At 50.2% G+C, this 19,574-nt stretch carries 15 protein-coding genes and 2 pseudogenes; 13 read left to right on the plus strand and 4 right to left on the minus strand.

What is annotated here, in order from left to right; all coding sequences use genetic code 11:
- Window positions 1-31 precede the first annotated feature (31 nt).
- The 13 genes and pseudogenes from murD (at window position 32) to A2F46_RS10215 (ending at window position 16,657) form a co-directional block, all read left to right on the plus strand.
- Complete coding sequence (gene murD, locus A2F46_RS10155) at window positions 32-1,390, plus strand: UDP-N-acetylmuramoyl-L-alanine--D-glutamate ligase (protein WP_066570096.1); 1,359 nt, start codon at window positions 32-34, stop codon at window positions 1,388-1,390.
- Window positions 1,387-2,540: pseudogene (gene ftsW, locus A2F46_RS10160) on the plus strand (putative lipid II flippase FtsW). Before murD ends, ftsW begins: the two are co-directional and overlap by 4 nt.
- Before the next feature lie 29 nt (window positions 2,541-2,569).
- Window positions 2,570-3,652 (plus strand): undecaprenyldiphospho-muramoylpentapeptide beta-N-acetylglucosaminyltransferase, encoded by a 1,083-nt coding sequence (gene murG, locus A2F46_RS10165; protein ID WP_066570049.1) that lies wholly within the window; start codon window positions 2,570-2,572, stop codon window positions 3,650-3,652.
- Between the two features lie 35 nt (window positions 3,653-3,687).
- On the plus strand, window positions 3,688-5,085 hold the full coding sequence (gene murC, locus A2F46_RS10170; RefSeq protein ID WP_066570099.1) for a UDP-N-acetylmuramate--L-alanine ligase: 1,398 nt from the start codon (window positions 3,688-3,690) through the stop codon (window positions 5,083-5,085).
- Window positions 5,086-5,160: 75 nt separating this feature from the next.
- A pseudogene (locus tag A2F46_RS10175) lies at window positions 5,161-6,071 on the plus strand (D-alanine--D-alanine ligase).
- Window positions 6,055-6,855, plus strand: a complete 801-nt coding sequence (locus tag A2F46_RS10180) for a cell division protein FtsQ/DivIB (RefSeq protein WP_082783663.1) — start codon at window positions 6,055-6,057, stop codon at window positions 6,853-6,855. The pseudogene A2F46_RS10175 and the gene A2F46_RS10180 overlap by 17 nt, the downstream one beginning before the upstream one ends.
- Before the next feature lie 37 nt (window positions 6,856-6,892).
- The gene (gene ftsA / locus A2F46_RS10185) at window positions 6,893-8,125 is read left to right on the plus strand and encodes a cell division protein FtsA (RefSeq protein WP_066570052.1); all 1,233 of its coding nucleotides are present in this window, start codon (window positions 6,893-6,895) and stop codon (window positions 8,123-8,125) included.
- Between the two features lie 113 nt (window positions 8,126-8,238).
- Window positions 8,239-9,411 carry a cell division protein FtsZ gene (gene ftsZ, locus A2F46_RS10190; RefSeq protein ID WP_066570054.1) on the plus strand — a complete coding sequence of 391 codons (1,173 nt, stop codon included), beginning with the start codon at window positions 8,239-8,241 and terminating at the stop codon, window positions 9,409-9,411.
- Window positions 9,412-9,534: 123 nt separating this feature from the next.
- Window positions 9,535-11,844, plus strand: a complete 2,310-nt coding sequence (parC, locus tag A2F46_RS10195; RefSeq protein WP_066570056.1) for a DNA topoisomerase IV subunit A — start codon at window positions 9,535-9,537, stop codon at window positions 11,842-11,844.
- Window positions 11,845-11,851: 7 nt separating this feature from the next.
- Complete coding sequence (locus A2F46_RS10200; RefSeq protein ID WP_066570058.1) at window positions 11,852-13,441, plus strand: nitrogen regulation protein NR(II); 1,590 nt, start codon at window positions 11,852-11,854, stop codon at window positions 13,439-13,441.
- Entirely contained in the window at window positions 13,434-14,954 is a 1,521-nt protein-coding gene (locus tag A2F46_RS10205) for a sigma-54 dependent transcriptional regulator (protein ID WP_066570060.1), read from the plus strand. The genes A2F46_RS10200 and A2F46_RS10205 overlap by 8 nt, the downstream gene beginning before the upstream one ends.
- Window positions 14,955-15,734, plus strand: a complete 780-nt coding sequence (locus tag A2F46_RS10210) for a class I SAM-dependent methyltransferase (protein WP_082783664.1) — start codon at window positions 14,955-14,957, stop codon at window positions 15,732-15,734. It abuts the gene before it with no gap.
- Window positions 15,735-15,772: 38 nt separating this feature from the next.
- Window positions 15,773-16,657: a DUF4743 domain-containing protein gene (locus tag A2F46_RS10215; RefSeq protein WP_066570062.1), complete on the plus strand. Its 885-nt coding sequence runs from the start codon at window positions 15,773-15,775 to the stop codon at window positions 16,655-16,657.
- A gap of 103 nt (window positions 16,658-16,760) precedes the next feature.
- On the opposite strand, the gene A2F46_RS13355 is transcribed toward A2F46_RS10215, so the two are convergent.
- From A2F46_RS13355 to A2F46_RS10230, 4 genes are all read right to left on the minus strand, one after another.
- Complete coding sequence (locus A2F46_RS13355; protein ID WP_304437941.1) at window positions 16,761-17,459, minus strand: FAD-dependent oxidoreductase; 699 nt, start codon at window positions 17,457-17,459, stop codon at window positions 16,761-16,763.
- Window positions 17,460-17,539: 80 nt separating this feature from the next.
- Window positions 17,540-18,775 carry a 2,4-dienoyl-CoA reductase FMN-binding domain-containing protein gene (locus A2F46_RS13360; RefSeq protein ID WP_304437942.1) on the minus strand — a complete coding sequence of 412 codons (1,236 nt, stop codon included), beginning with the start codon at window positions 18,773-18,775 and terminating at the stop codon, window positions 17,540-17,542.
- Between the two features lie 58 nt (window positions 18,776-18,833).
- On the minus strand, window positions 18,834-19,250 hold the full coding sequence (locus A2F46_RS10225; RefSeq protein ID WP_066570064.1) for a DciA family protein: 417 nt from the start codon (window positions 19,248-19,250) through the stop codon (window positions 18,834-18,836).
- Between the two features lie 4 nt (window positions 19,251-19,254).
- Entirely contained in the window at window positions 19,255-19,545 is a 291-nt protein-coding gene (locus A2F46_RS10230; RefSeq protein WP_066570066.1) for a GNAT family N-acetyltransferase, read from the minus strand.
- Window positions 19,546-19,574 lie beyond the last annotated feature (29 nt).

A 19,574-nucleotide genomic window follows, 5' to 3' on the forward strand; every position in this document is an offset into this window, starting at 1 on the left:
TTGAGGTTGCCTGAAAAGGAATTTGGCCATGATGGATTGGCACAATAAACGTATTTTGGTAGTGGGTTTGGGTGGCACGGGCATGTCGATGCTGGCGTTTTTTACCCAGGCAGGTGCTCAGGTGGCGGGCTATGATGAAAAATTAAATGATGAGCAGGCCAAGGCTGTGGTCAGCCGCTTTGCCGGCATGCCGTTGTTTTCAGGCAGCCTGGGTGAAACGCTGGCGGATCAGCATTATGACGTGTTGGCGCTGAGCCCAGGCGTGAGCCAACGCCAAGCACCGATTGCTGCATTTAAGGCTGCTGGTGGGCGAGTTTTGGGCGACGTGGAAGTATTCGCTGATTTGCTTTCTGGCCACGAGTCGCGCCAGAACAATAAGATCATCGCCATCACTGGTGCCAATGGTAAAACCACCACCACTAGTTTAGTGGGTTTTTTGTGTGAACGCTGTGGTTTGGATACCGTGGTGGCGGGTAACATTGGCACGCCTGTATTGGATGCCTATCTGGCCCGAGCGGGGAAACCTGCGGATGTGTGGGTATTGGAATTGTCCAGTTTTCAGTTGGAAACCACTGCGCATCTCAATGCCAGCGTGGCCACGGTGTTGAATATTTCCGAAGACCATTTGGATCGATACGATGATTTACTCGATTACGCTCATGCCAAAGACCGCATTTTCCGAGGCAATGCCATCCAAGTATTGAATGCCGATGATTTTTTTTGCCAGGCGATGACTCGCCGTGGCCGCGAAGTGAAATGGTTTTCGCTCAAGAAATCCACTGATTATTGGCTCAATAATGGTGTGTTGAGCGCTGCTGACAAGCCTCTGCTGGCTCAATCTGCGATTCAGTTACAAGGCACCCACAATGCCGCCAATGTATTGGTGGCCTTGGCTTTGTGTGAAGCCATTGGTTTGCCGCGCGCCGAATTGTTGCAGCATGTCCGCGATTTTAAAGGTTTGCCGCATCGGGTTGAGAAAGTGGCCGAAGTGGCTGATGTTACCTACATTGATGATTCCAAGGGCACCAATGTGGGTGCCACTTGTGCGGCCTTGGTGGGTTTGGATAAACCGATTGTGTTGATTGCGGGTGGTCAAGGCAAAGGTCAGGATTTTTCACCCCTTCAGGCAGCCTTGCATGGCAAAGCGCGCGCGGTATTGTTAATTGGGGTTGATGGTCATCAAGTGGGTGATGCGCTGGTTGAGGCAACTTATCCAGTGGAGTATTTTCCCACCTTGGAAGAAGCCACTCGACGCGCCCATGCATTAGCCCATGCGGGTGATATTGTGTTGCTCAGTCCTGCTTGCGCCAGTTATGACATGTTCCACGGCTATGCACACCGCAGCCAAGTGTTCATCGATACCGTGCAACAATTGCAGGCAGCCTCATGATTACCGAATCACGTTTGCTGGATCGCAAGTTATTGCGTCGCGGTGATACCATGGATCAGTCGTTGCTGTGGATGGTGTTGCTGATGGTTTGTTTCAGCTTGGTCATGGTGTATTCCGCGTCCATTGCCTATGCCGCGCATGACGGTGGCAGCCAGTATTTTTACTTGATTCGGCAGGCAGCATTTTTGGTCAGTGGGGGGCTATTGGGCGCTATTGCGTTTCGTGTGCCTATGCGGACATGGAAAAAAGCCACGCCGATTATTTTGGCAGTGTCAGTCATTTTGTTGATTGCGGTTTTGGGTGTGGGTCGAGAAATCAATGGCGCGCGCCGATGGATACACCTTGGGCCGATTAATGTGCAGCCCACAGAAATTTTTAAATTGGCGATTATTTTGTATTTGTCGAGTTTTTTTACGCGGCGCGCAGAAGTGTTGAAGCAGTTTAAAAAAGTGTGGTTTGCCGCCATTCCTGTGGGTATTGGCTTGGCTTTAATCATGATGGAACCTGATTTCGGTTCTTTTGTCGTGGTTTCGGTGATTGCGGTGGGTTTGCTGTTTTTAGCGGGGTTGCCATTTAAATGGTTTACGGCCGTGGTGGCTATTGGCGTGGCGGCTATGGTGATGTTGATTGTGTTTGAACCCTATCGCATGGCGCGTGTTACAGCGTTCTTGGATCCGTGGCAAGATCCTTTGGGTAAAGGATACCAATTAACACATTCGTTGATGGCTATCGGTCGTGGTGGTTGGTTTGGGGTTGGTTTGGGAGCGAGTTTGGAAAAGCGCTTTTATCTACCAGAAGCCCATACCGATTTCATTTTGGCCGTTATTGGCGAAGAATTTGGCTTCATGGGTATTTTGGCGCTGATATGTTGCTACGTATGGCTGGTGGTGCGGGCTTTTTCCATCGGTAAACAGGCGCGCGATTTGGAATTATTCTATGGTGCGTTTGTGGCCAAAGGCATTGGTATTTGGCTTGGCATACAGAGTTTTTTCAATATTGGTGTGAATATTGGCCTACTGCCACTAAAGGCCTGACTTTGCCGCTGATGTCGTATGGTGGTTCGGCGGTGATGGTGATGCTGGTGTGCATGGGCTTGCTCATGCGTGTGGATTATGAAAACCGCCGCGTCATGCGTGGTTTTAAAGTGTGAATGGGTTTCAGGCAGCCTGAGGAACAAACATGAGCGTGAAGACCTTTATGGTGATGGCCGGTGGTACGGGTGGTCATATTTTCCCAGCCTTGGCCGTGGCGCAGGCATTGCAGGCGCGCGGGCATAAGGTTATTTGGCTTGGCAGTGAAGGCGCCATGGAAACGCGGTTGGTGCCACAATATGGCATCCATTTGGAAACGCTCGCCATTAAGGGTGTACGTGGCAATGGTTGGAAACGGAAGTTGATGTTGCCGTTAACCTTGGCCAAAACCGTTCAGACAGCCCGGCACATCATTCAAAAATTCCATGTGGACGAAGTCATCGGTTTCGGTGGCTTTGTGACTTTCCCTGGAGGCGTAGCTGCCAAGCTCATGGGCGTGCCCGTGATTGTGCATGAACAAAATGCTGTGCCTGGCTTGTCGAATAAAGTCTTGTCTCGTTGGGCGCGTCGGGTTTTGTATGCATTCCCTGGTGTATTTGCCGATGCCGATGGCTTGGTGGGTAATCCGGTTCGGGCCGATATTGCCGCTTTGCCGGCTCCTGAAACGCGATTTGAAGGCCGCAATGGCGCCTTAACGGTGTTGGTGGTTGGTGGGAGCCTGGGTGCCGATGCGCTCAATCAAGTCGTGCCCAAAGCATTGTCATTATTGCCTGCTGAACAGCGCCCGAGCATTACCCACCAATCCGGTCGCAACAAACTTGCCGCGCTGCAAGCGCGCTATGAAGAAGTGGGCGTGACCGCCCATTGTGTGGAATTTATTGATGACATGGTCAGCGCATATCGCGATGCCGATTTGGTGGTGTGCCGAGCTGGTGCTTTGACTATTGCTGAGCTTACTGCAGCAGGCGTGGGCGCCGTACTGGTGCCTTATCCACATGCCGTGGATGACCATCAAACGGTGAATGCGCAGTTTATGGTCAAAGCGGGTGCAGCCATTTTAATGCCGCAAACCACGCTGAATGCCGAATATTTGGCCGATACATTGCGCGAACTCAATCGCGGTCAATGTTTACTGATGGCGAAAAAGGCGCGGCAATTGGCGATGCCCAATAGCGCAGAAGAAGTGGCCACCATAGCATTAACCACCTTAAACGAGTATTCAGGCAACTGAAGGCTGCCTGAAAGGATGAGTGCATGAAAGAAAACATGAAAGACCGAATTGGCCACATTCATTTTGTTGGCATCGGTGGTACGGGGATGTGCGGTATTGCCGAAGTTCTGCACAATGAAGGCTATCGGGTATCCGGTTCTGACATGACCAGTAATTCGGCCACGCGTCATTTACAAGATATTGGTGTGGCCGTGTATCAAGGTCATGCGGCCGAACACATTGCTGGTGCTGATGTGGTGGTGACCTCAACCGCAGTAAAAAAAGACAATCCAGAAGTGGCGGCGGCACTTATCCATAAAATTCCGGTGATTCCGCGCGCCATGATGTTGGCTGAAATTATGCGTTTTGGTCGCGGCATTGCCATTGCCGGCACACACGGCAAAACCACCACCACCAGTTTGGCTGCATCGGTATTGGCAGCAGCTGGACTGGATCCTACTTTTGTTATTGGCGGTCGCCTCAATGCCGCAGGCAGCAACGCTAAACTGGGCAAAGGCGAATATATTGTGGCCGAAGCCGATGAGTCGGATGCCTCATTTTTGTATTTAACCCCGCTGTTCACGGTGGTGACCAATATCGACACAGATCACATGGATACCTATGACCATGATGTGGAAAAACTGCATCAGGCATTTGTGGATTTTGTGCACCGTATGCCTTTTTATGGCAAGGCATTTCTGTGTATCGACAGTGAGCATGTGCGCCAGATTCTGCCTAAAATACAAAAACCTTATGTTACCTATGGTTTGGATGCAGAAGCCGATTTGTATGCCAGCAATATTGAAGCGCGCGGCGCCCAAATGCATTTTACTGTGCATACGCGCAAAAAAGGCATAGCGCCCTTTGCGGTGACTGTGAATATGCCGGGCCGGCATAATGTACTCAACGCTTTGGCCGTGATTGGGGTGGCATTGGAAATCGGAGTGCCCATTGCGGCCATTCAAAATGGTTTGGAAAGTTTCGAAGGAGTAGGCCGCCGTTTCCAGAATCACGGAGCATTGCCACTGCCCAATGGTGGCACGGCTTTGCTGATAGACGATTATGGTCACCACCCAGTAGAGATGACCGCCACTATTGCGGCGGCGCGGGGTGCTTATCCGGATCGTCGCCTGGTGGTGGCGTTTCAGCCGCACCGATATACGCGTACCCGAGATTTGTTTGAGGATTTTGTGCAGGTACTGAGTCGCGCTGACAGCGTGGTGTTAACCGATGTTTACCCTGCAGGCGAAGAACCGATTGTGGCCGCAGACAGCAAAGCATTAACACGGGCCATTCGGGTGTTGGGTAAAGTGGAACCGATTTACGTGGCCAGTGTCGATGAAATGGCACCCACGTTATTGAATGTATTGCAGGATGGCGACGTATTGCTGAATATGGGTGCAGGCAGCATCAATAAAGTACCGGGTAATTTGGAAGCACTGACGCAACAGTAGGGCTGCCTGAATGGTTCAGGCAGCCAGCTGGCATTGCCATTGGCTTGGCTGGCTGATTGAAAACTAGGAAACAATATGCAGGAATTTGGCAAAGTAGCCGTGCTCATGGGGGGATTCTCCAGTGAGCGTAGTGTGTCGTTAAACAGCGGCAACGCAATTGTGGCGGCCTTGCAAAGCAAGGGGATTGATGCGCATGCGTTTGATCCGAAAGAGCGACCATTGTATGAGTTGGTTAGCGATGGCTTTGATCGTGCATTCAATATATTGCATGGCACATACGGCGAAGATGGCGTGGTTCAAGGTGCTTTGGAAGCTTGGCCATTCCTTATACTGGATGTGGTGTCGGTGCCAGCGCATTGGGCATGGATAAATTTCGCAGCCGTTTGATTTGGCAGGGCTTGGGTATTCCCTGTGTGCCTTTTGTGGTATTGCATGATGACAGTGATTTTGCTGCAGTAGAGGCGCAACTGGGTTTGCCTTTGTTTGTGAAGCCTGCGGCAGAAGGCAGTAGTGTGGGTGTGGAGCACATTAAGAAAGCAGGCGATTTGGCTCAGGCATACCAGCGGCTGAAGCAATACCATGGTGAAATTCTGGCCGAACCCGCTATGACTGGGGGCGAGTACACCTGTGGTATTTTGGGTGAACAGGCTTTGCCCAGCATTCGCATCATTCCTAAAAATGATTTTTATGACTGGGATGCCAAATACAATCGCGACGATACCGTGTATTTGTGCCCATCTGATTTGAATCCTCATGATGAGAAAATGGTGCGCGACTTAACGGTCAAGGCATATGCAGCCTTGGGCGGTCGCGGTTGGGGGCGCGTAGACTTTTTGCGTGATGATCAAGGTCAGTTATATGTATTGGAAATCAATACGGTGCCTGGCATGACCAGTCACAGCTTGGTGCCCAAGGCTGCGCGTGAAGCTGGCTTGAGTTTTGCAGATTTGTGTGTTGAAATTTTGAGCCATGCGACTTTGGGATAACGCGCCAGCATTGCGGCGCCTCTATCGCTGGCTGTATGCTTGTGTAATAGTGTGTTTGTTGGCTTCGTTGGGTGTCTGGGTGGTGAATTCCCCTTATTTTCCCATCAAACAGGTCAAAGTTGTGAAGCCAGTACAACACATCAGCGCGCAACAGTTGCAAGCGATAACACAGCAGTATTTGCATGGCAATATATTCAAGGCTAATGTCAGTGGTGCTCAAGCTGTTTTGGCAAAATTGCCTTGGGTAGCCAAAGTGCAAGTGAAGCGGTTGTGGCCGGATACAGTGGCCATTGACATCACTGAGCGGGTACCGGTAGCGCATTGGCATGATGGCCAATTGGTGGATAACGAAGGCAATGTGTTTAATGCAACCACCAATCAAAGCTTGCCTGTGTTTACCGGCAGTGCCGGTTTGCCCAAAATGATGGTGCCACAGTTGCTGGAATTTGAACGGATTTTGCAGCCCACTGGTTTGCATATCACGCAGCTTGATTTAAGTGATCGATCAGCTTGGGATGTGATGCTAGACAATGGTATTTCCGTGCGCCTGGGCAGCAGTGATGGGCCACAACGACTTACCCATTTTGTGTGGGCATGGCCGCAAGTGTTAAAAGAGCAAGCTGGGCGCGTGAATTATGTAGACATGCGTTATAAAGATGGTTTTGCGGTGGGCCATAAATCCGCGGGTAGTGTGCAAACCGATGGGAATATTCCCGCTACAGCGGCCAGTGCGACCGACACGCAGGCGACTCAGGCCGCCCAAGCGGCCCAAACCGCCGATTGATAAACAGATTCATTCATGATTTTAAAAAGTGACGACCATGGTTAAAGGTAAAAAATACATCAGCGCGTTGGATATTGGTACGTCCAAAGTGATCGCCCTTATTGGTGAAGTACAGGACGACAATGAAATTCACATTGTGGGGTTGGGGCAGTCGCCTTCACGCGGCCTTAAGGCTGGCATGGTAACCAACATCGAGACCACAGCCCAAGCCATAAAACAGGCGATGGAAGAGGCTCAGATGATGGCCGATGTACAGGTGGGCAGTGTAACCACCGGTATTGCCGGGAATCATATTCGCAGCCTTAACTCCCAAGGAGTGGTTAAAATTAAGGATGGTGAAGTCAGCCAAGCCGATATTGACCGGGCAATCGAAACCGCGAAGGCGGTAAATATCCCGCCGGATCACGATATCTTACATACCGTGGTACAGGAATTCATTATTGATAATCAGCCTGGGGTGAAAGAGCCCATCGGTATGAGTGGCGTGCGTTTGGATACCCGTATTCACATCATTACCGGTGCCGTTACGGCCATGCAAAATATTCAGAAATGCGTTAATCGTTGCGGTTTGCAAATTGATAACATGATTCTGCAACCTTTGGCTAGTGGTCAGGCTGTACTCACAGAAGATGAAAAAGAGTTGGGTGTGTGTGTGATTGATATCGGTGGTGGCACCACCGATATCGCCGTGTATACCAATGGCGCCATTCGCCACACCGCTGTGATTCCGGTGGCTGGTGACTTGATTACCAAGGACCTAGCGCAGGCATTGCGTACGCCCCACAGTGCTGCTGAGTACATCAAAATTAACCATGGCGTGGCCTTGGCCAGCATGGATGGTTTGGATGACATGATTGAAGTACCCAGCGTGGGCGATCGCAACCCACGCCAAATTTCTCGTCGAACTTTGGCCAGTGTGATTGGTCCCAGGGTAGAGGAAATTTTGGAGCTCACCCTGAATGAATTGCGCCGTTCTGGTTTTCCCGAAGAAGTGTTGACTTCAGGTATCGTGTTAACCGGTGGTGCATCTTTGCTGCCGGGCATGGTTGATTTGGCAGAAGATGTATTTAATTTACCCGCGCGTATTGGTGTGCCTCAGGAGATGGGTGGCGTATCAGAACGCATCCGCAATCCTCGTTTTGCGACTGCCATCGGCCTGCTTCAGGCAGCCCGCGGCAATGATGGTAAAGTGGGCATGCCGGTGACGGTTGAAGAGCCGAAAGAATCTTTGTTGAGCAAATTGCAAGCTTGGTTTAAGAATAATTTTTAAGCCATTTGGATTTTTACTTGTGAAACCTTTGCTGTGGCGGTGTAATTGCCGATATAATGCCGCAGATTGAATTAAGCGAACCCGTGCCCTAAGGCATTATCAGGAGAATGCACATGCAATTGGTCTATGATGTGGTTGAGGCTGCTGCCAGCCCCGCGGTGATTAAAGTAATTGGTATTGGCGGTGGTGGTTGCAATGCCATCAACAACATGATTGACAATGCCATTGCTGGGATTGAATTCATCAGTGCCAATACCGATGCGCAATCGTTGAAGCACAGTCAAGCACCGAAACGCATTCAATTGGGTACCAATTTGACCAAAGGTTTGGGTGCAGGCGCCAATCCCGATATCGGGCGCAATGCCGCCATGGAAGATAGGGAAGCCATTGCTGATGCCATTAAAGGCGCCAATATGCTGTTTATTACTACTGGCATGGGCGGCGGTACTGGGACTGGTGCTGCGCCTGTGATCGCTGAGTTAGCCAAAGAAATGGGTATCTTGACTGTGGCTGTGGTAACGCGTCCGTTTGAGCATGAAGGCAAGCGCAAAGAAGTGGCTCGCGATGGGTTGGAGACATTGAAAAACACAGTTGATTCGCTGATTGTGATTCCAAATGATAAATTGATGACGGCGCTAGGCGACGACGTGACGGTGCGTGAAGCATTCCGCGCTGCTGATAATGTATTGCGCAATGCGGTAGCCGGTATTTCTGAAGTCATTACCAGCCCTGGTATCATTAATTTGGATTTTGCCGACGTAAAAAATGTGATGGGCATCATGGGTATGGCAATGATGGGCTCTGGACAGGCACATGGCGTGGATCGTGCCCGCATTGCCACTGAGCAAGCCATTTCCAGCCCGCTGTTGGACGATGTGACATTGGAAGGCGCACATGGGGTGTTGGTCAATATCACGACCGCGCCCGGTTGTTTGCGTATGTCTGAATACAATGAAATCATGAGTATGGTGGGTGAATATGCGCATCCGGATGCAGAGTTGAAGTACGGTACTGCAGAAGATGAACACATGGAAGAAGGTGAAATCCGAGTGACCATCATTGCTACGGGCCTACAAGAAAACAAAGCAGCGTTGCAAAATAATAATTTGCGTATGGTCAAAGTGCAGCAAGCAACCGGTACCGATGATGCGTTTCCTGATATTGATAGCGTGATTCGTTCTGGTCGCAGTGCGCGCAGTATGAATTTATCGGCTGCAGATTTTGCTAATCAATCGGTTTTGGATGATTTCGAAATTCCGGCGGTTATTCGTCGTCAAGCAGACTGAGTCAGCTTTTATAAAACCTGCCCAAACAAGTGTTTGGGCAGGTTTTTTGTTGTCTGGGCATAATTCATTTACAATGGCTGCGCCTGCTTTCAGGCAGCCTAATCCACATTTTTAGGGTTGTTTATGAGTGAAGTTGTGACAACGCCGCACCACGGTGATGATTATTTGTTGCTTGGACAATATGCCGAGCGCGCATATCTGGAATATGCCATGAGCGTGGTCAAGGGACGTGCGCTACCCGATGTGGCTGACGGTCAAAAACCGGTACAGCGGCGTATTTTGTATGCAATGAAAGACATGGGTTTGGTGCATGGCGCTAAGCCAGTGAAGTCGGCTCGGGTGGTGGGTGAGATTTTGGGTAAATATCACCCACATGGAGATGCCTCCGCTTATGACGCAATGGTGCGCATGGCTCAGGACTTTACATTACGTTACCCATTGATTGATGGCATTGGCAATTTTGGCTCACGAGATGGCGATGGCGCGGCGGCCATGCGTTATACCGAAGCAAGGTTGACGCCGATGGCGCAACTGTTACTGTCAGAGATGGATATGGGTACGGTTGATTTTGTGCCTAATTATGATGGTGCTTTCGATGAGCCAACATTATTACCGGCGCGCTTGCCCATGGTTTTGCTTAATGGCGCCTCGGGGATCGCAGTGGGCTTAGCCACGGAAATTCCAGCACACAATTTGCGCGAGGTTACTGCCGCGGCCGTGGCTTTGTTGAAAGAGCCTCTGCTCACCATTGATGATTTAATGCAATACATCCAAGGCCCCGATTTTGCCGGTGGCGGCCACATCATCAGCTCTGCGGCAGAATTGCAAAGTATTTATGCCAGTGGCAAAGGCAGCGTGCGTGTGCGCGCCCGCTACACTGTGGAAAAATTAGCGCGGGGTCAATGGCGAGTGGTGGTGAGTGAGTTGCCACCGGGCATGTCTGCTCAGAAAATTCTGACCAGTATTGAAGAGCAAACCAATCCCAAGCCGAAGGCAGGTAAAAAATCACTGAGCCAAGAGCAACTGAATACCAAGTCTTTGTTGTTGTCTTTATTGGATAGAGTGCGTGATGAATCGGATGGCCAAGCACCCGTTAGGTTGGTGTTTGAGCCCAAATCCAGTCGCCTTGATGCCGATGAGTTCATGAATACCCTGATGGCGCAAACTGGGTTAGAAGGCAATGTTTCGGTTAATTTGGTGATGATGGGCATGGACGATAGGCCTGCACAAAAAACATTGCTGATGATTTTGCAGGAATGGTTGGATTTCCGCATCGTGACTGTGACTCGGCGGCTTCAACACCGCTTAAGCCAAGTAGATAAGCGCATTCATATTTTGCAAGGGCGGCAGATTGCCTTCTTGCACATTGATGAGGTGATCCGAGTGATTCGTGAAGCGGACGAACCCAAGCCGGAATTGATGGCGACGTTTGGTCTTACCGACATTCAGGCTGAAGATATTTTGGAAATTCGCTTGCGCCAGTTGGCTCGACTGGAATGGATTAAACTGGAAAATGAGCTCAATAAGTTATTGTCAGAGCGGCAGGATTTGATGCATCTTTTGGAAGATGATCATGCCAAAAAGCAATTGATTATTGAGGAAATGGAAAATGATGCCCATCAATTTGGTGATGATAGGCGCACTTTGATTCAGGCAGCCGAAAGGGCTTCTTTAACGCAAACCACCGCTGATGAACCGATTACGTTGATTTTGTCGAAACAAGGCTGGCTGCGCTCACGGGTGGGGCATGGTCTGGATTTGGGCCAAACGACATTTAAAGAAGGCGATGATTTACTTTATGCAATTGAAGGGCGCAGTATTTGGCCCGTGGTTTTCATGGATGAGCAAGGGCGAAGTTATACCGTCGATGCTGCCGATATTCCAGGAGGGCGCGGTGATGGTATCCCTGTGAGTTCACTGGTGGACGTTCCCGCTAATGTGGATGTGGTGGCTATGCTCAGCGCTGAACCCGACCAATATTATGCATTGGCGGGCAGCGGTGGTTATGGATTTGTGGTGCAGTTGAAAGATTTATTGAGCCGCACCAAGGCCGGAAAAACGGTGATGACACTGGGACGCGATGAAACGGCACTGCCGCCATGCCCAATTCCGGCCGCGTGGCTGCCTGAAAGCAGCCAGGCGTCAGTGGTGGTGGCTTCATCAGAAAAGCGTCTGCTGGCTTTTGCTTTATCTGAGTGCAAAATCATGCCCAAAGGGCGCGGATTGCAATGGTTGTCGTTACCAAAAGGCGCAAAGCTCAGTTTGTTTGCCGTGGGTTGTGGCGCCGAATTTGACATTATGAGTGAAGGACCGCGTGGCGGAACGCACCGTGAACACTTGCGGGTGGTAGATGTGTTTAATAGACGCGGCCATAAGGGTAAAGTTTTGGCGGTATCGGGGCAGTTGAAATCCATCCAATTCGAGTCCATGTGAGGCAAGTATGTATGACACCGTGCCTTGGCATCATCAGCAAAGTTTAGAAAAACTGCCTGGATTGATTAATATTGGTCGCATCAGTTTGCTGTTTTCATTGCTGACGTTTCATTTGCTGGTGCAATCTTTGTTGCACAATTTTAGCTTCAATGGTCTGAACATTCTCACCTTCAGCAATGTGCAGCTGTATGCATGGGCGGGTGTCTATGGCTGCTTGATTATATTGTCTATTGTGTTGCCGCAATGGCAACAGGCCACCACGGCATTGCCTAGTGCTCATGCCGTGGCGGACATCACCATGATGGTATGGCTGATGTATATTGCCGGTGGGGTCACCAGTGGTTTCGGTATTTTGGTGTTGCCTTTTATCACCACTTCTTGTTTACTGAGTTTTGGTCGTTATCCTTTGCTTTATGCGGGTTACGCCGCGATGTTGATTGTGTTGAGTACCCTGTGGCTTAACCGTGAGGTGGGTTTAGACCGAATTGACATGCGCAGTTGGGCCACAGTGGTGATCCTGGTGGCTGCGGTCTTTTTGGTAGCGGCATTAACGGCTTACGCAGCTACTTATTTGGCGCGTTCACGTAGTGCATTAAGGCGGCAGTCTCAAGTATTGGACAGCTTTAAACGATTGACTGATGTAGCGTTTAATCACGTACAAGAAGCCGTAGTGGTGCTGGATCGGGCTGGCATCATTTGGCTGCTCAATCGCAAGGCGCAAGATTATTTTCCATCTTTGCGCGCTGACGAAGGTACAGCGCTGTTTGAGCCCATTATGGCGGTTTGGCAACGCCACCAAATTCGGGCATTTGACACGGAGACTACCTTACAAGCGCAATTGATGCGTGTGCGTGCGCGCCCCATCAATGAAGGCAATACTCCGCTATTGATGCTGTTTGTACGGGCAAACAGCGAATTGGCTGCAGAAGCCATGGCCATGAAATTGGCAGCGTTGGGCCAACTCACAGCCAATTTAGCACACGAAATTCGCAACCCGATGTCAGCCATCCGTCAAGCCAATGAATTATTGCAAGAGGAAGACGACAGCCCGCCGCACAAGCGCTTGCATGGCATGATTGAAAACAATATTGGCCGTATTGATAAAATGTTGGAAGACGTCAGCTCACTGAATAAGAGTGATAAAATTCACAAGCAAGTGGTCGATTTAATGCAATTCTGGCGCGAATTTCGACAAGAATTTGTGCTTACCCAGCCCAAAGCCCTGCATGCTATTGATTTGCAAGTAGGAGAGGGAAAATTGCAAGTGTGGTGTGATCCTATGCATCTGCAGCAAATTCTGTGGAACCTCATGAATAACGCTTGGCGCCACAGCCAACAAAATGCAGGCGCTATTCGTGTGGTGTTTCGGCCTTTAGGTCGAGCCGAGATTGCCATTGTGGTGATGGATAATGGCGCCGGTGTGTCGGCAGAAAATCAAGACCGCTTGTTTGAACCTTTTTTCACTACTTCGGCGGGCGGTACCGGCTTGGGGCTGTATGTTGCTCGGGAATTAGCCCAAGCCAACTTGGGTCGCTTGCGGTATGAGTCCAAAATCAATGGATTTGAAATTGTTTTACCAAGGGTAGCCAATGAATAGCAGTGATTTAAAGCAGCCAGTACTGGTGGTGGATGACGAAGCCGATATTCGTGACCTCATGGAAATGACGTTGATGAAAATGGGTTTGTCGGTTTACACCGCTGCGTGCGTGGCCGAAGCGAAGGAACAGCTGTCGACTCGGAAATTTTCCTTGGTATTGACGGATATGCGCATGCCGGATGGTTCAGGTTTAGAGGTGGTGGACCACATCATGCAAAGCGGATTGGATGTGCCAGTTGCAGTGATTACCGCATTTGGCAACGCCGATCAAGCGGTGCAAGCGCTCAAAAATGGGGCTTTTGATTATTTGCAAAAACCGATTACCTTGGCGCAGTTGCGCAGCTTAGTGAAGTCAGCCATCAAGATCAATGATGACGATACACCAACGGCAACGGGCACGGCCAAACCACAAGCTGTTGTCAGTGGGGGACGTTCGTCTTCTATCGAGAGCTTGCCTGAAGCTCCGGCTAGGCCCACTATGCATGCTCCTGTAATAAAAACTCAAGCCGCTGCAGATACTCAATCCAGTGCTGAAAAACCAGTTCCACGTCTGCTTGGGCATTCACCATTATTGCAAGAAGTACGCCAGTTGATTATGAAATTGGCTAAATCAATGGTGCCGGTGTACATCGCTGGTGAGTCTGGTTCGGGTAAGGAGCAGGCTGCGCGCAGTATTCATGAGTTGTCGGCTCGAAGGGATAAGCCGTTTGTGGCGGTGAATTGTGGCGCTATTCCAGAAAATTTGATGGAAAGCGAATTTTTTGGTTATAAAAAAGGCAGCTTCACTGGTGCCGATAGCGATCAATTGGGTTTTTTCCAGCACGCCGACGGCGGCACGCTGTTTTTGGATGAGGTGGCGGATTTACCCTTGGCCATGCAGGTGAAATTATTGCGTGCCATTCAGGAAAAAGCCGTGCGACGACTGGGCGACGCGGTAGAAAAGCCGGTGGATGTGCGTATTGTTTGTGCAACACATAAGGATTTAGCAGCACAAGTGGCAGAAGGCCATTTTCGTCAGGACTTATTCTATCGCTTGAATGTGGTCGCCATCACCATGCCACCGCTTCGTGAAATGCGCGAAGATTTGCCGCAATTGGTGGTGAGTTTACTGCGGCGTCATGCATCGAATGGTAAATTGAGCATGACCAAGGCAGCGCAAAAAGCCCTGCTGCAATACAACTATCCTGGTAATTTCCGCGAATTAGAAAATATTCTGGAGCGTGCAGTAGCACTGGCCCAAGACCAGATCATTGATGTGGATGATTTGCAAATAAGCAGTCATCAAGCAGTTTCATTGCAAGATAATGAAGAAGAAATCCATACTGAACTGCCGGCCACTTCTGGCTTCCAATTGGGACGGACTCAAATCCAGGATTATTTAGACGACGTAGAGCGCGATATTTTGCAGCAAGCTTTGGCGCAGACTCGCTTCAATCGCACCCAAGCCGCTAAATTATTGGGCATTAGCTTCCGTTCTATGCGTTATCGCATGGAACGGTTGGGCATAGAATAAATGCGTTTTCCTTGCAAGGTAGCCAATGGGCTGCCTGAACAACAATTAGCGGCTTGGCACCATTTGTGTGCAACGGTGTCATTGGTACCTACCTCAGATTTGCCAACAGAAGGCTTGCATCTACAATATGATGAGCAAGGCTTGGCATTGGCCAAAAAATCAGCGAAAGGTGTGGTTCGGGTTGATTTTAATGGCGGCGCTGCCCAATACCGGCGTTTATCCGGTGGTGGTGAGTTGTTGAGCAGGGCTGTGCAACCGAGTAAGTGTACTTGCGTGTGGGATGCCACTGCTGGATTGGGCCGCGATACTTGGGTGCTGGCCAATATGGGCCTGACAGTATGTGCGTTTGAGCGCCACCCTGTGGTGTATGCTTTGCTGCAGGATGGTTTGAATCGGGCACGCCTTCAGGCTGATGTAGTTGATGTGGTGCAACGGATCCATTTGCAATGGGGCAGTATCGGTGGTGCAACGGTATGTAGACCAGAACCTGATGTCATTTATCTCGACCCGATGTATCCGGATACACAAAAATCAGCGGCTGCAAAAAAAGAAATGGCGTATTTCCATGAGTTGGTGGGGTTGCCTGAACAAACTGATGATTTTGCTTTGCTGAACGTTGCGCGAGCCAAAGCCAAACGTCGGGTGGTAGTGAAACGTCCGTTGCGTGGTGCTCATTTGGCAGGGCTGCCGCCCGCATTTCAATATTGCGGTAAATCGGTGCGGTTTGATGTGTATCTGCCCATTGCGAAAGTGGGTGTCGACTCAAGGGTCGTTGAGTAGACCAAGTATGGTATTCCATTAGAATGATGTGCTTTAACATGCTGCCCAAACAAATAGAGGGTTTCAAGGTCTCGCTTAGCCAGCAGCAGATGCTGTGGCACCATCTGTGTGCCGCCTCGACGGTAGACATGAACGCATGGACACGCTTGGCTTTTAATGGTCGCCATTTGGGTTGGCTGAATACATGGTGGCGTGGGCGTTTGTTGGCGGATTGGCCGGGCGTTGTAACGGTATTGAACGATACCCTTGATTTACGCCAGCCTGATTGGCATTTATTGGGCGAAATGCTACAGCAGGTAGCAGAGCATTGGCGTCATCGTGGGTGGCTGAATGCGTGGCGAGGTGAGTTTTTTGATGTCTGTGATTTGGGTGGTGACGTACTTTTTTGCTTAGAGCGCGCTGCATTTCGGCCACTGGGATTGTGCAGCCATGCGGTCCACATTAATGGATGGACAACGTCATTTTCTGGTGAACGATGGTGGTGGATTGCGCGACGTAGTTTATCGAAAGCAGTGGATCCCAATATGCTGGATACCTTAGTAGGTGGGGGCGTCAGTAGCGGCGAATCAGTGCATGTTGCCATGTGTCGGGAAGGATTCGAGGAAGCTGGATTGCCTGCATCACGGTTGCAGACCTTAATGCCACAAGGTAGCCAATACAGTATACGAGCTACGGAAAGCGGCTTACATCGTGAGTGGCTACATGTGTTTGATGTGCATTTGCCAATCGATTTCAGACCACAAAATCAAGATGGCGAAGTTGCTGCGTTTGGTCTGTTAGGCACAGCGGAAATGGTTGCATTGATGTCTGCTGGCCAATTCACGCATGATGCTTTGTTGGCTACTACGGACAGCATGTGGCGTGGAGGATATTTTAATGTAGACCAGCCACTAGCTCAGTGGTTGAGTCGGCCACGCGGCTAGAATTAGAGTGATGATTAATGAGCCAGCTCAATGATGTTCAGGCAGCCTTGAGGCTGCCTGAACATCATTGATAAAGCAGAGCGTTGAAAAACACGAAGTGTCATTAAATTTGTAAGGCCAATTCCGTGCCCGCTTTAATGGCGCGTTTTGCATCCAATTCAGCAGCTACATCAGCACCACCAATCAGGTGTACTGGTATGTTGAGGTTTTTACATTCGGCCAAGAGCGTTTGATTGGGTTCTTGGCCCGCACAAATCACCACGTGATCAACCGGTAAGATTTGGCGGTGACCTTCTATTGCCACATGCAAACCGTCATCATCAATTTTGAGGTATTGAACGCCACCCATCATGTGCACCCCTTTGTATTTTAAAGTGATGCGGTGGATCCACCCTGTTGTTTTCCCTAAGTTTCGGCCCACTACGCCGGGTTTGCGCTGTAACAGCCAAATTTCCCGAGCAGAGGCCGGTAAATGGGCATGCTGGTGGCGCAATGCGCCACGTGCTTGCAAGCTGGTGTCAATTTGCCATTCTTCCCAAAATAGCTCGGGTGAACGTGCGCTATCTGGACCATTTTGGCTCAGCCATTCGGCCACATCAAAGCCGATGCCGCCTGCACCGATAATAGCCACTTTTTGGCCCACTGGTTTGCGTGCTTTCAATACATCTAGATAGCTGAGTACTTTGGGATGATGAATGCCTTCTATCTCTGGTAGGCGTGGCTGGATACCAGTGGCCAAAATGATTTCGTCAAATTCAGCCAAATCGGTAGGTATGGCTTGATGATTTAAGCGTAAAGCCACCTTCAATCGTTGTAACTCACCCGAAAAATAGCGTAAGGTCTCTTGAAATTCGGGCTTGCCTGGAATGGTTTTGGCAATATTCAGCTGCCACCCACTTTATCTTGAACGTCAAATAAGGTAACGCGATGGCCACGCTCAGCAGCGGTTTTGGCAAATGCCATACCCGCAGGGCCGGCACCGACCACTGCTAGTTTTTTGGATTTCTCGGCTGGGGACTGTATCAATTGCAATTCATGACAGGCGAACGGATTGACCAAACAACTGGTCAGTTTACCCACAAAAATGTGATCCAAGCAGGCTTGATTACACGCAATGCATGTATTGATCCGATCATCTTCAGCACGAATGGCTTTATCCACCCAAGCAGCATCAGCCAAGAAAGGGCGTGCTAGGCAAACGGCATCGGCCCAACCTTTGTCTAAGATATCGTCTGCTACTTGAGGCATGTTGATGCGATTGGTGGCAATGACGGGAATTCGACTGATGGCTTTGAGTTTGCCTGTGAATTCCGCAAAAGCACCTCGCGGCACCATGGTGGCAATAGTGGGAATGCGTGCCTCATGCCAACCAATACCCGTATTGAATAAAGTGGCGCCCGCAGCCTGAATTTTTTCTGCCAGCAGCTCGTTTTCATCCCAGGTAGAACCATTTTCTACCAAGTCCAGTAGAGATAAACGGAACACGATGATGAAGGTATCCCCACACGCCGCACGTATGCCTTCTACAATCTCAACGGCGAAGCGGTGGCGGTTTGCCAAACAGCCACCGAATTCATCATCGCGCTGATTGGTGCATGGGGCTAAGAACTGATTGATTAAATAGCCTTCGCTGCCCATGATCTCCACACCATCATAACCCGCTTGTTGTGCCAACTGGGCGCAGTGAATGTAGTCTTTAATGGTTTGTTGTACCTCTGCGGTGCTCAAAGCGCGTGGTTTGGCCGGATTAATGGGCGCCTGAATAGCACTCGGTGCTACGGGCGTGCGGCTCATGGCATAACGTCCCGTGTGGAGGATTTGCATACAGATTTTGGCACCATGAGCGTGCACGGCTTGTGTGACAGTTTGGTGCCAAGCTACTTCAGTGGCGTTTGTGAGCTTGGCGCCACCTTCCATAACCGCCCCATCTGCATTGGGGGCAATGCCGCCCGTGATGATTAACGCTACGCCCTGGCGCGCCCGTTCAGCATAGAATGCTGCCAAATGCGCAGCTCCTCCGGTGTGTTCTTCAAAGCCTGTGTGCATGGAGCCCATGATGACGCGGTTGCGTAAGGTATGGCCGGGCAAAGACAAAGGCGCGCTCAGATGGCGTGGCATGTGTTGTTCTCCTGGGTATTCTCAAGCCACGGCGTATTCAGGCAGCCTGACCCAAGAATTAATTTTTCTTATGACTTAATGCGCGCATGGCTGCTGCCAACTCGGGATGATGAGCCAAACGGTCAGCTGATTGAGCCAAACTGGCTCGGGCTTGCTCACCCAGATGTGCGCGTTTGACTGACGGCTTTTGTACCGACAGTGGCTGGATTCTAACGTGAACTGTTTGAATAGTGGAATCAATGGATTGGAGCTTGGGCACTAGCGTGGGCAACATCATGCGTAATCGGGATGCGGCCATGCTGTTGGTGGCTAAAATTACCAAGCAGCTTTCATGTATACAGGCTGCCTGAAAATGATTGTGTAAATTTTCAGGCAATTGCTGTTTCAAGGCTGTATCCAAACGGCGCCAATGAGCGGTTTGTTGCAATAGCTGGCGTAATGCCGTGTTGTCACGGCCAAAATGATTCAGATTCATGGCGTTATGGTGCCCAGGATTGAGCCAGTAATTCAGGATGGCTACGCGGTAACTTTTTGGCCACATAACTGCATGTGGGTACTATGGTGTAGTGATTTTCTTGGACGAATGCCACCAACGCGTTTAGCAGCCCATCGGCCACGCCTTGGCCACGGGCGGCGGGGTCAACGAAAGTATGGTGCACATCAATAATCTGCTTGGATGCCATCACATAATCCAGATGCCCCAAAACCTCGTTTTCATTACTGGCGGTAAGTCGGCCTTGATGGCCTTGGCTGGTGTGTGTGATTTGCATGCTGTACTCCTACTCTGATTGCGAATTCA

It is taken from the genome of Snodgrassella sp. CFCC 13594 (assembly GCF_001590725.1).
Taxonomy (GTDB): Bacteria; Pseudomonadota; Gammaproteobacteria; order Burkholderiales; family Neisseriaceae; genus Snodgrassella.